Source organism: Luteimonas suaedae, assembly GCF_008312895.1.
GTDB classification, from domain to species: domain Bacteria; phylum Pseudomonadota; class Gammaproteobacteria; order Xanthomonadales; family Xanthomonadaceae; genus Luteimonas; species Luteimonas suaedae.
On record NZ_VSSP01000001.1, the window covers coordinates 328,041 to 340,847 of the forward strand.

Here is a 12,807-nt window from a genome sequence, read left to right on the forward strand (position 1 = left end):
CCGGCGGGTTCTGCCGTTATGCTGGCGCCAGGGGATCGGACCGCGACGGAGCAGGTGTGGACGGAATTGGGCAACGGTTGCTGGCCGCGGCAGCAGTGCCCGCGGCCGGTCCGGAGGCGCTGGTCGAATTGCTGGGCGGCCTGTTGCCGGCGGGTTCGGCGTTGGCGGTGTGCTGGCGCGACCCGCGCCTGGGCAGCGGCGCCGCCGCGACCGAAACGGCCGGCGAGGCGCTGCTGGCGCGCGCCGCCGAAGGCCTGGCCGGCGTGACCGCCGGCATTCCGGCGCGAACCGCAGACCTGCCGTGGGAGCAGGGCGACACCCGGGTGTTCGTGGCGGTCGATCCGGCGGTCGCGATCGCCGCGCCGACCTGGTGCAGGCTGGCGACACGGATGATCGCTGCCGTGATGCAGTCGGAACTGTCGCGTGCCCAGGTGCGCTCGTTGCAGAAATCGGAACGCCTGCAGCAGGCGCTGTACGAGATCGCCGACCTGTCCGGTTCGTCGCTGGAGATGCGCGAGATGCTGGCGCGGATCCACCGCGTGGTCGCGGCGCTGATGTCGGCCGAGAACTTCTACATCGTGCTGCATGACGATGCGCGCGGGACCATCCGCTTCCTGTACTTTGCCGACCAGAACGACCCCTGGCGTCCCGATCCCGAGCGCGACCTGGCGCTGGACGAGATGCCCAACAGCATCACCGTGGCGCTGCTGCGCCATGGCCGGCCGATGATGGGGCCTTCGGCGCGGATCCGTGGCGAACTCGGCGTTCCGCGCGATCCGGTGCATGGCCCCGACAGCGCCGACTGGCTGGGCGTGCCGATGCGCCGCGACAGCCGCGTCTGCGGTGCGATCGTGGTGCAGAACTACGATCGCGCCGAGAGCTACAGCCAGGAGGACCGCGTGCTGCTCGAGTACGTGGCCCAGCACATCCTCACCGCGCTGGACCGCAAGCACGCGCAGGCGGAGCTCGAACGCCGCGTCGACGAACGCACGCTGGAACTGCAGCGCGCCAACCAGGTCCTGCAGGCGGAAGTGGAGGAACGGCAGCGCACCGAGCGGCTGCAGCGGGCATTGTTCCGGATCAGCGAGATGTCGGTGACCGCCGGCAGCCTGGAGCGCTTCTACGCCGACGTGCACGAGGTGGTCGGCGGGCTGCTGTACGCGGCGAACTTCTACATCGCGATGCTTGGCGCCGACGGCGAGCGTATCGAGTTCCCTTATTCCGTCGACGAACGCGATCCGGTGCGGCAACCGCGCAGGACCGGTAAGGGGCTGACAGAGTTCGTCATCACCAGCGGCCGGCCGCTGCTCGCCGACCGCGAGGCGATCGACCGGCTCGAATCGGAGGCCGGCGTGCGCAGCCGCGGTGCGCGCGCGGACTGCTGGCTGGGCGTGCCGCTGGTGCGCGACGGCAGCGTGATCGGCGCGCTCGTGGTGCAGAGCTACGCCGACGACATCGGCTTCGACGCGCGCGACCAGGCGCTGCTGACCTTCGTCGCGCACCGTATCGGCGGCGCGTTGTCGCGCAAGCGTGCGCAGGAGTCGCTGAAGACCGCCCATGCCGAACTCGAATTCAGGGTCGAGGCGCGCACCCAGGAGTTGAAGGACGCCAACCGCGAGCTGCGTGCGCAGATCGGCGAACGCCTGCGCGCCGAGCAGCGGCTGATTCATCAGGCGCGCCACGACCAACTCACCGGCCTGCCCAACCGCGAGCACCTGCTGGAGAAGCTCGATGCCTCGATCGCGCGCATGCACGAGCCGGAAATGGCGCGTTTCGCGGTGCTGTTCCTCGACCTGGACCGCTTCAAGCTGGTGAACGACAGCGTCGGCCATGCCGCCGGCGACGACATGCTGATCGAAATCGGGCGCCGCGTGCGCCACGCACTGGCGGTCAAGGACACCGTGGCGCGGCTGGGCGGCGACGAGTTCGCGATCCTGCTCGAGGATGTGGCGACGCCGGCGCTCGCCGAGACCGTCGCCGCGCGGGTGCTGGTCGAACTGTCCAAGCCGATGTGGATCGCCGGGCGCGAGCTGTTCCCCGCGGCCAGCATCGGCATTGCGATATGGCAACCGCGCTACCGCTACGGCGAGGAACTGCTGCGCGATGCCGACGCGGCGATGTATCGCGCCAAGGCGCGCGGCGGCGATCGCAGTGCGTTGTTCGACGAAGCGATGCGCGCCGAGGCGATACGACTGCTCGACCTGGAGGCCGACCTGCGTCGGGCGATCATGCACGACGCCTTCGAGCCGCATTTCCAGCCGATCGTGCGCCTGTCCGACGGCGAAGTGATCGGGCACGAGGCGCTGCTGCGCTGGAACCACGAACTGCGCGGTCCACTGGTCCCGGCGGACTTCATCGGCGTCGGCGAGGGCAGCGGCCTGATCGAGCAGGTGGACTGGCTGCTGTACCGGCACGTGGTGCGCTGGCTCCGCACCTGTCCCCACGGCTATGTCTCGATCAACGTCTCGCCGCGGCACTTCCATTCCGACGACTTCGCCGAGCGGCTGCTGCGGCTGATCGACGAGGCCGGCGCCGACCCCGGCCGCCTGCGGATCGAGCTGACCGAAGTGGCGCTGCTCGACGACGCGCCGCGCGTGCTGCGCATGCTCAACATCCTGCGCGAGCATGGGGTGCTGGCGTTGCTGGACGATTTCGGCACCGGCTTCTCGGCGCTGTCGTACCTGCACCGGTTCCCGATCCAGTCGCTGAAGATCGACCAGAGTTTCGTCGCCGGCCTCGACGGCGAGACCCGGACCGAAAGCCTGGCGCTGGTGCGCGCGATCCTGGCGCTGGCCGGCACCCTCGGCATTGAGACCATCGGCGAAGGCGTCGAGACCGAGCAGCAGCGCCAGGTGCTGATGGAGTTGGGCTGCCAGTACGGCCAGGGCTTCCTGTACGGGCATCCGCGTCCCGCCTCCTGATTCTTCCGGCAATGGGCCTGTTCCGCCGCCCTCGATGCGGTTCGGTGGAACGAAGCCACGGCGCCGGCATCACCGGAAGTCACGGCCGTTTCACGGTGCCGGGCGCAGCCTTGCGACACGCATCCTAGGGATTCCACGGAGACCGGCCATGCCGACGTCTTCCGTCACCGCCGCCCGCGATGCCCGGCGCCCGTGGTCGGGGCTGGGGCGGCTACTGCGCCTGCTGGGAATCGCACTGGTGTTCGGCCCGGTTGCGGCCACGGCGCAGCAGGATTCGCGCGTCGATGACGACGATGCCGCGGCGCAGCGCATGCGGATGGTCGAACGGCAGATCGAGGCGCGCGGCGTGCGCGACGCGCGTGTGCTCGAGGCCATGCGTGCGGTGCCGCGGCATCGCTTCGTGCCGCCGGAGCGGGCGGCGCAGGCCTATCGCGACCATCCGTTGCCGATCGGCCACGGCCAGACCATCTCGCAGCCATACATCGTGGCGACAATGACCGAACTGCTGCAACCTAAGCGGGGCGATCGTGTGCTGGAGATCGGCACCGGCTCGGGCTACCAGGCCGCGGTGCTGTCGGGGCTGGTGGCGGAGGTCTACAGCATCGAGATCGTCGAACCGCTGGCGCGCCGGGCGGAGGCGATGCTGAAGGAACTCGGATACGACAACGTGACGGTGCGCGCCGGCGACGGCTACGCCGGTTGGCCGGAGCATGCCCCGTTCGACGCGATCATCGTGACGGCGGCGCCGGAACGGGTGCCGCAGGCGCTGATCGATCAGTTGAAGCCCGGCGGACGCATGGTGATCCCGGTGGGCCCGGTGCATGCGCTGCAGGAGCTGCGGCTGATCGAGAAGACGGCGAGCGGCGAGTTGCGCGACCGCCGCATCGCGCCGGTGCGGTTCGTGCCGATGACCGGAGACGATGGCGGTTGAGGTGGAGCTGAGGCTCGCGACGCCGGGCGGAACGCCGCCGCTTCGGTGGGCCAAGCCCACCCTATACCCCGCATAGGGTGGGCCTTGGCCCACCGTCATCGTCCGCGATGACCGCCGCCCATCCTCCGCGCCACCTCGGCCCGGCCCTTGCGCAGGGCGAAAAGGCGTGCAGGCGAGCGCGAGCCAACGGCTCGCAAGCAACGCGCCTTTACCCCCAAAGGGAGAAGGAAAATGCGTCTGCCGCCTTCGGGCGGCGCATGCTCAGAACCGGAAATCCACCTTGGCGTAGTAGTAGCCGCCGTTGATCCCGAACGGCAACGTCTCCCAGCCGTACAGGAAGCCGAGGTCCTGGAAGTCCGCCGACTTCCACTTGTCGGGGTAGGTGTCGAACAGGTTGTTGGCGCCGACGGTGAAGCGCAGGTTGTCGCGCGCCTGCCAGCCGACGGCGGCGTCGAACAGGGTCTGCCCGTCCCATTTCTGCTTGTCGCCGGGGGTGAAGCCCTCGCCGGCAACCGAGCCGAAATAGTTGGCGCGCAGGGTCCAGTCCCAGTCGCCGGTGCGGTACACGCTCTGCAGCATGTAGCGGTTGCCGGGTTGGCCTTCCTCGACCAGGGTCACCTGGGTGTCGTCGAACAGCGCCTCCGGCGACAGGATGTCCGACTGCGAGCGGCGATCGGTGACCTCGGTGCGGTTCCAGTGCAGCAGTGCGGTCAGTTCGAGAATGCCGCCGGCGGCCTCGGTATTGAAATCGGTGACCACGTCGACGCCCTCGGTGCGGGTGTCGATGGCATTGGTGAAGAACAGCACCTGGCCGACGCCGATGGGGTCGAGAATGGCGCGGATCGGGCAATTGCCATTGTCCGGGGCGCAGGGAGCGCCGTCATTTCCCGTGCTCTCGGGCTGGATGTTGCTGGAGAAGATGATGCGGTCGTCGATGTCGATACGGAATACGTCGACGGTGAGCGCGAAGCGATCGTTCGGCTTCCAGGCGATGCCGAGGGTGCCGCTGATCGATTCCTCTTCTTTCAAGGGTTCGATGCCGAAGGTGCGGGTGATATCGCTGTCCTGGCGGGCGGTCAGCGTGTCGGTCAATTCGCCCTCGGCATTGAGGTTGGTCGAGCGCTGGCCGTAGAACAGCTGTTGCACGCCGGGCGCACGGAAGCCGCTGGCGAGGGTGCCGCGGACGGCGAAGGTGTCGGTGGCATCGAAGCGCGCCGAGAGCTTGCCGGTGGTGGTGTTGCCGAAATCGGAATACTTCTCGTAGCGTACCGCCGCGCCGAGCAGGAGCTTCTCGCCGAACCGGGACTCGGCGTCGAGATAGGCGGCGTAGCTGTGGCGGCCCTCATCGACCGCCTCGTTCGGCGAGAATCCGGGAAAGCCCTGGATGCCGGGCTGCGCGACGTCGCCGGTCTGGCCGAAGATGGGAATGCTGCGGTCGTTGGTGCGGCCGTAGGTGTAGGACACCGGGTCGCCGGCCTCGATCGCATAGCCTTCGCGGCGGTACTCCAGGCCGGTGGCGAGATACAGCGGCTCGCTGCCGAAACCCCAGTCGATCGGGCCGCGGACGTCGAGGTTGACCGTGGTCTGGTCGAACTCGAGTGCGCCGGTATGGGCCGCGACGGGCGATTCGTTGTAGCGCGGCCCGGTCGGGTCGGCCGGATCCAGCGGCTCGTACCACCAGCTGACGTTGACCGAATTGCGCTCGTCGAACTCGAAACGGCTGCGGCCGTGGTTGACCGACAGGTCCCATTCCCAATGCTCGCCCAACGGCGCACGGTAGCCGGCGGCCAGCGAGGCGTCCTCGGCGGTGGTGATGATGTTGGGCAGGAAGCCTTCGGGATACAGGTCCGGCACGCTGCGGTTGTCGCCGGCGCTGCGGAAGAAGCCGGACGAGTCGCCTTCCCGGCGCGAAAGTCCGCCGAACCAGTACAGCTCACCGGCTGCGACCGGCAGGCCGCCGTTGAGCCAGAAGTAGGCGTCCTTGGCGTCGGCGTCGCCGAGCCGCTGGGTCACCCGTGGTGGGTCGGTACGTGCCCGATCCGGACCGGCGCGGTTGGTCTCCTCGCGATCGCGATACTCGACAGTGAGATTGAGGAAGCCGTCGGTCCCCAGCGCGAAGCCGGTATTGAGGCCGCCGTGCAGCATGGTGCCGTCGCCCTCGTAGGTCTGGCCGGCCTCGAAGCTGCCGGTGGTCACGCCGGTGCTGTTCTTCAGCACGATGTTGATCACGCCCGCGATCGCATCCGAGCCGTACTGCGCCGCGGCGCCGTCGCGCAGCACCTCGATGCGCTCGATCGCTGAAATCGGGATGGCGTTGATGTCGGTACCGGCCGAACCGCGGCCGATGGTCTGCTGCACGTTGACCAGTGCCTGCTGGTGGCGGCGCTTGCCGTTGACCAGCACCAGCACCTGGTCCGGCCCGAGCGCGCGCAGCGTGGCCGGGCGGATGATGTCGGTGCCGTCGCTGACGAAGGTGCGCGAGAAGTTGAAGCTGGGTTCCAGCACCTGCAGCATCTGGCCGATCTCCTGCACGCCGGCCCGTTCCAGCTGTTCGCGGCTGATCACGTCCACCGGCGCGGCGGTCTCGGCGGCGGTGCGCCCGCGCACGCGCGAGCCGACGACCTGGACGGTATCGAGCGTGGTGGCTTCTGGCTGCTCGGCGGCGGTGCCGGGCCGCTCCTGGGCCTTGGCCGGGATGGCGGCGAGCAGGGCAGCGGCGAGGCAGGAGGTCGGCAGCAGACGCGGAAGCGGCGGGAGCGGGAGCGTGCGTGAGCGCGAAACCTGCCCGTTCGGGCGTGCGATACGGCGATACATGGTTGTTTCCCCAGGAAAACGTAAAAAAACCCGTCCGTCGACGGCACTGTCCCCCTGTGAGCGGTAATGACATTTTTATGACCGCCGTCCGCCTTGTAGCACCGTCCCGAAGACGATGGGAAGGAATTTGTGTGGCAGGTCCAGGAACTACGCACCCCGTCGCAAAACGCTGTGTATGGGAACGTTTTCAGCCACGACCTTGCGGGCACGGGCTGTGGCTACTCCCTCTTAAAAAGGGGCTGGGGATTCGTTGAGCGGCCGGTCGAGCCACAGCCAAAGCAAATCGCTTCGCGATTCCCGGCCCGCGCCAGCGGCGCGGGCGCTCAGCGGCACGCGCGCCAGTGACGCGCAAGCCGTGCCGCTTCGCCCCCCTCAATCCCCCTTTTTCAAAGGGGGAAGGCAGGCGCCGGGAAATGTGGGGGGGAGGCATCCGCGTCAGGAGCGGATCACCAGCAGCCGCTGCTCGGTCATGTCCTCGATCGCGTAGCGCACGCCCTCGCGGCCGAGGCCGGACTGCTTGATGCCGCCGTAGGGCATGTTGTCGACGCGGAAGCTGGGCACGTCGCCGACGATCACGCCGCCGACCTCGAGTGCGTCCCAGGCGCGCATGGCGTGGGCGAGGCTGCCGGTGAACACCCCCGCCTGCAGGCCGAAATCGCTGGCGTTGACGGTGGCCAGCGCCTCCTCGAAATCGTCGAACGGCTGCAGGCAGGCGACCGGGCCGAAGACCTCCTGCCGGTACAGGTCGCTGTCCTTCGGCACCTGTTCCAGCAGCATGGCGGGCAGCATGTTGCCCTTGCGCTTGCCGCCGGCGATGCGCTTGGCGCCGCCCTCGAGCGCGGCGTCGACCCAGGACTCGATGCGCTTGGCGGCGTCCTCGTCGATGACCGGGCCGATGAAGGTCTTCTCGTCGCGCGGATCGCCCATGCGCAGCGCGGACACCTTGGCCTTAAGCTTCCTGCGCACGCGCTCGTAGAGGTCGCGGTGGACCAGGATGTGCTGCACGCTGATGCAGCTCTGGCCGGACTGGTAGTAGGCGCCGAACACCAGCCGGTCGACGACATGGTCGAGGTCGGCGCCGGGATCGGCGTCGACGATGCAGGCGGCGTTGCCGCCGAGCTCCAGGATCACTTTCTTGCGCCCGGCGCGGGCCTTGAGCTCCCAGCCGACCAGACCACCGGTGAAGCTGAGCAGGGCGATGCGCTCGTCCTCGGTCAGCGCGGCGGCGTCCTCGTTGCTGCACGGCACCACCGAGAACGCGCCCCTGGGCAGGTCGGTCTCGGCCAGCACCTCGCCGATGATCAGCGCGCCGACCGGGGTCTTGGCCGCCGGCTTGAGCACGAACGGGCAGCCGGCGGCAATCGCCGGCGCCACCTTGTGTGCGACCAGGTTGAGCGGGAAGTTGAACGGCGTGATGAAGCTGCACACACCGATCGGCACCCGCTTGACCATGCCGCGGTAGCCGCGCGTGCGTTCGGAGATCTGCAGCTCGATCACCTCACCGTCGATGCGGGTGGCCTCGCCGGCGGCGATGCGGAAGGTGTCGATCAGGCGCGTGACCTCGCCGCGCGAGTCGGCGATCGGCTTGCCGGCCTCGATGCACAGGGCGAGCGCCAACTCCTCGAAGCGCTCTTCGAAGCGGCGCACGCAGTGCTCCAGCACGTCGCGGCGCTTGTCGGGCGGAAATGCGGCCATCGCCTCGCTCGCCTTGTGCGCGGCCACGATCGCCTTGCGGATCGTGGCCGCGTCGCCGAAGGCGGTGCGGGTGGCGATCCTGCCGGAATACTTGTCGCGCACTTCCAGGTCGGTATTGGCCGCGACCGGGCGGTTCGCCAGGTAGTACGGATAACTGCGGGCGAGCTCGCCACGCTTCCCGGATTTCGCTTGCTTGGCGGCTTTGGCGGTCTTTGCCATTGGCGGTTCCCGATACGGTGATCGATGCAGCGCAGGTTAGGCGCCGCGGCGTGAGTGGGCGGTCATCGCACCGCGGCGCTGAGGCGGGGGATGTCCTGGTTGAGGATGCGATCGTCGTCGCCGTAGTCCAGCGGCACGTCGATCAGGTCGATGCCCGGGGTATCCAGCGCCGTGCGCAGCAGCGGCAGGAATTCATCGGCCGAGCGCGGACGATGGCCACGCGCGCCGTAGGCCTCGGCGTACTTCACGAAGTCCGGATTGCCCAGGTCCATGCCGAAGTTGGGGTAGTTCTCGTGCTTCTGCTTCCACTTGATCATGCCGTAGGCGTCGTCGCGCAGCACCAGCACGGTCAGGTCGATGCCCAGGCGCACCGCGGTCTCGAGTTCCTGCGAGTTCATCATGAAGCCGCCGTCGCCGCAGACCGCGACGACCTTGCGGTCCGGGTGCACGATGCGCGCGGCGATCGCCGACGGCAACCCGGCGCCCATGGTCGCCAGCGCGTTGTCGAGCAGCAGCGTGTTCGGCCTGCGGCAGCGGAAGTTGCGCGCGAACCAGATCTTGTACAGGCCGTTGTCGAGGCAGACGATGTCCTCGGGCCCGAGCGCCGCGGCGACGTCGGCGACGATGCGCTGCGAGGCCATCGGGAAGCGGTCGTCGTCGGCGCGGTCTCCAAGGTGTTCGAGCATCGCCGTGCGCACGCGTTCGAAGAAGGCGAAATCCCAGTGCGGTTGCGGCTCCAGCGCCTCGGTCAGCTGCCAGACCGCGTTGGCGATGTCGCCGACCACCTCGATCTGCGGGAAGTACACCGGGTCGACCTCGGCGCCGTCGTAGTTGACGTGGATCACCGTGCGCCGGCCCTCGCGCATGAAGAACGGTGGCTTCTCGATCACGTCGTGGCCGATGTTGATGATGCAGTCGGCGGCGTCGATCGCGCGGTGCACGAAATCGTGGTCCGACAGCGCCGCGTTGCCCAGCCACAGCGGTGCGGTCTCGTCCAGCACGCCCTTGCCCATCTGGGTGCTGAAGAACGGGATCTTCAGCTTGTCGATGAAGGTGCAGAGCATCTTGGCGGTGGTCTTGCGGTTGGCGCCGGCGCCGAGCATCAACAGCGGATGCTTCGCGCTGGCGATGGCATGGGCGGCGGCGTCGATGGCCTTGTGCTCGGCCAGTGGCCGCCGCGACAGCGAGCGCGGGATCAGCCGGGCGTCGGTGTCGTCGCCGGCGATGTCCTGCGGCAGTTCCAGGTGGGTGGCGCCTGGGCGTTCCTGCTCGGCGCGGCGGACCGCCTCGCGCAACCGGCCGGGGATGCTGTCGGCGGAGACCAGTTGCCGCGTGTACTTGGTCAGCGGTCGCAACGTATCGACCACGTCGACGATCTGGAAGTGGCCCTGCTTGCTGGTGCGGATGGGCTTCTGCCCGGTGATCATCAGCATCGGCATGGCGCCGAGCTGCGCGTAGGCCGCGGCGGTGACCAGGTTGGTGGCGCCCGGCCCGAGCGTGGACAGGCAGACGCCGGCCTTGCCGGTGAGCCGTCCGTAGGTCGCGGCCATGAAGCCGGCGGCTTGCTCGTGCCGGGTCAGCACCAGTTCGATCGTCGAGTCGCGCAGCGATTCGAGCAAGTCGAGGTTCTCCTCGCCGGGAATGCCGAACACGTACTCCACGCCTTCGGCTTCGAGGGCGGCGACGAACAGGTCGGAGGCTTTGGTCATGTGGTGGTCACACTATGGATTCGAGTGGAGGCACGAGCCGGCCGGTACTGCCGTGCGGATGCGCGGGGGCGGCCTTCCGATGCGGTTTCGACCAAGCGAGTATCGGGAAGCGACTCGAAACCGCATCGGAAGGCCGCTGCGAACTTCGCGAGCGGTGTCTTGGGAGCAGAAGCAGAAGAGCAGGCTAGCGACGGCAGCGCAGGCATGGCGTGATGTTACGCCTCAGTCGTCGCGCGATTCGACCCGCACGCGCAACTGTCCGTCGCCGAGGCGGGCGTCGAGGTGATCGCCGACGGCGGCCTGATGAACGCTGCGCACCACGCTTCCGTCGTGTTGCTGGAGGATGGCATAGCCGCGCGCCACGGTCGCCAGCGGGCTTACCGCCTCCAGTGCGCGGGCCGCGCCGCGCAGGCGCAGCGTCTCGCCGTGGAGGCGACGCGGCAACGCCGCGGCCAGCCGTGGCTGCAGCGATTCCAGGCGTTGTCGCAATGCGCGCAGACGCCGTTGCGGGTGCTGTGCGCGCAGCCGCGACTGCGCATGACGCAGGGCGGCGCCGCGACGCTCGGCCGCGATCGCCCAGGCGGCCAGCAGCCGGCGCAGGGCGTCGCGCTGGCGCTGGCGCAGCGCCTGCAACCGCGCCTGCGGCCGCAGCGCCTGCAGGCGCAATGCCGCGCGGTCGGCGCGCTGTGCCGCCTGGCGCAGGCGGTTCCCGCCGAGCGAGGCCATCCGCCGCTGCAGCGTGCGCAACCGCGCCAGCAGCTCGCCGCGATCGGGCACCAGCAGTTCGGCGGCGGCCGATGGCGTCGGTGCGCGCAGGTCGGCGGCGAATTCGGCCAGGCAGAAATCGGTCTCGTGCCCGACCGCGGCCACCACCGGCACCGCCGAGGCGGCCACCGCACGCGCGAGGGCCTCGTCGTTGAACGCCCATAGGTCCTCGAGCGAGCCGCCACCGCGGGTCAGCAGCAGCGCGTCGTAACGATTCGCGGCGGCGGCGCGCTGCAGCATCGACACGATCTGCGGCGCGGCGCCTTCGCCCTGCACCGGCACCGGCAGGATCTCGACCTCGATCAGCGGGTAACGCCGCGCCAGAACGCTCAGCACGTCGCGCACCGCGGCGCCGCTGGGCGAGGTGATCACGCCCAGCCGGCGCACGTGGGCGGGCAGGGGGCGCTTGCGGGCGGCATCGAACAGGCCTTCGGCCTGCAGCTTCGCCTTCAGCGCCTCGAACGCGCGCCGCAGCGCGCCTTCGCCGGCCTCCTCCAGCGAGTCGAGGATCAGCTGGTAGTCGCCGCGTGCCTCGTACAGGGTCAGCCGCCCGCGCGCCACCACCTTCAGGCCTTCGCGCGGCTGGAAGCGCAGCCAGGTGCTCTTGGGCTTGAACAATGCGCAGCGCACCTGCGCGCGCGCATCCTTCAGGGTGAAATAGAGATGGCCGGACGCCGGCCGCGACACGTTGCCGAGCTCGCCCTCGACCAGCACCACCGGGAACGCATCCTCGAGCAGGCTGCGCGCCAGCGTGTTGAGCTGGGTGGGGGTGAGGATCTCGGGGCCATCCTGCATGGGCGAAAGCATAGCGCGTCGTGCCGTGGCCGCCCGCGCCGGCCGGGCGGGGCGCTGCGCGGGTGCGACAAACGGTCGCATTCCGCATGCTGCCGGTGACTGCTGGAATGTCGGGGCGCCGGAATCGACGCCGCGGCAGGAATACCGGCAGACGCGGCGTCCTCGGCCGCATCGTCCGGCGCCTGTGTCGCATCGCCGCATAGAATGCGGATGCCTTGCGCGTTTGCCACCGGAGTTCGACCGATGAAAATGCTCGCCACCAGCCTCGCCACGTTGCTCGTCGTACTCGCTGGCTGCAGCCAGCCGTCCGGGACGGCCGCACCCGAGGACGAAACCGCCGGACCGGAGCGGGCCGAAGCGACGGAAGCCGCGCAGACGCTGCCGCCCGGCGTGGTCGCGTCCGATGCCTGGGTCCGCGAGGTGCCCGCGGGCGGCCGCGTCGCTGGTGGATACCTGACGATCGCCAACGGCGGTGACTCGGACGACCGCCTGCTCGCCGTGGAAAGTGAACATGCCGCGCGTGTCGAGATCCACGAGATGCGGCACGATGACGGCATGATGCGCATGCGCCACCTCGACGACGGCCTGCCGCTGCCGGCGGGCGAGCGCACTGCGCTCGCGCCGGGCGGCTACCACCTGATGTTCATCGAGCCGGCGCGGCCGTTCGCGGCGGGCGACGAGGTGCCGGCGACCTTGCGTTTCGCGCATGCGCCGGCGCAGGAGGTGGTGTTTCGGGTGCGTACGGCGGGCGGCGAGGAGTGAGTGACGTCGGCTGCAGGGAGTGACCTGCATGACGTGAATCGTGCGTGGAAAGAACGCAGCGGCTTTTGTTCGTCATCCCAGCGCAAGCTGGGATCCATCTTGATTCTGCCGTGGTCCCAAATGTTTGCCCGTTGTTCCGAACCGGAGAGGGAATGGCAAAATGGATCCCAGCTTGCGTTGGGATGACGGGATGTCA

7 protein-coding genes are annotated in these 12,807 nt (G+C 69.1%); 3 read left to right on the top strand and 4 right to left on the bottom strand.

The genetic code is table 11. From position 1 onward, the window contains the following. The first annotated feature begins 56 nt into the window (after positions 1-56). Together FXO19_RS01485 and FXO19_RS01490 are read left to right on the top strand one after the other, a co-directional pair. Complete coding sequence (locus FXO19_RS01485) at positions 57-2,921, top strand: EAL domain-containing protein (protein ID WP_255516223.1); 2,865 nt, start codon at positions 57-59, stop codon at positions 2,919-2,921. Between the two features lie 148 nt (positions 2,922-3,069). Next, complete coding sequence (locus FXO19_RS01490; RefSeq protein ID WP_149193280.1) at positions 3,070-3,852, top strand: protein-L-isoaspartate(D-aspartate) O-methyltransferase; 783 nt, start codon at positions 3,070-3,072, stop codon at positions 3,850-3,852. A gap of 261 nt (positions 3,853-4,113) precedes the next feature. On the opposite strand, the gene FXO19_RS01495 is transcribed toward FXO19_RS01490, so the two are convergent. From FXO19_RS01495 to xseA, 4 genes are all read right to left on the bottom strand, one after another. Then, positions 4,114-6,666 (bottom strand): TonB-dependent receptor plug domain-containing protein, encoded by a 2,553-nt coding sequence (locus tag FXO19_RS01495; RefSeq protein WP_149193281.1) that lies wholly within the window; start codon positions 6,664-6,666, stop codon positions 4,114-4,116. 435 nt (positions 6,667-7,101) lie between these two features. After that, positions 7,102-8,580 carry an aldehyde dehydrogenase family protein gene (locus FXO19_RS01500; RefSeq protein ID WP_149193282.1) on the bottom strand — a complete coding sequence of 493 codons (1,479 nt, stop codon included), beginning with the start codon at positions 8,578-8,580 and terminating at the stop codon, positions 7,102-7,104. A 62-nt stretch (positions 8,581-8,642) separates the two neighbouring features. Next, complete coding sequence (locus FXO19_RS01505; RefSeq protein WP_149193283.1) at positions 8,643-10,289, bottom strand: acetolactate synthase large subunit; 1,647 nt, start codon at positions 10,287-10,289, stop codon at positions 8,643-8,645. Between the two features lie 222 nt (positions 10,290-10,511). Continuing rightward, positions 10,512-11,849 carry an exodeoxyribonuclease VII large subunit gene (gene xseA / locus FXO19_RS01510; RefSeq protein ID WP_149193284.1) on the bottom strand — a complete coding sequence of 446 codons (1,338 nt, stop codon included), beginning with the start codon at positions 11,847-11,849 and terminating at the stop codon, positions 10,512-10,514. A gap of 243 nt (positions 11,850-12,092) precedes the next feature. On the opposite strand from xseA, the gene FXO19_RS01515 reads away from it, so the two are divergent. Next, positions 12,093-12,611: a copper chaperone PCu(A)C gene (locus tag FXO19_RS01515; RefSeq protein WP_255516225.1), complete on the top strand. Its 519-nt coding sequence runs from the start codon at positions 12,093-12,095 to the stop codon at positions 12,609-12,611. Positions 12,612-12,807 lie beyond the last annotated feature (196 nt).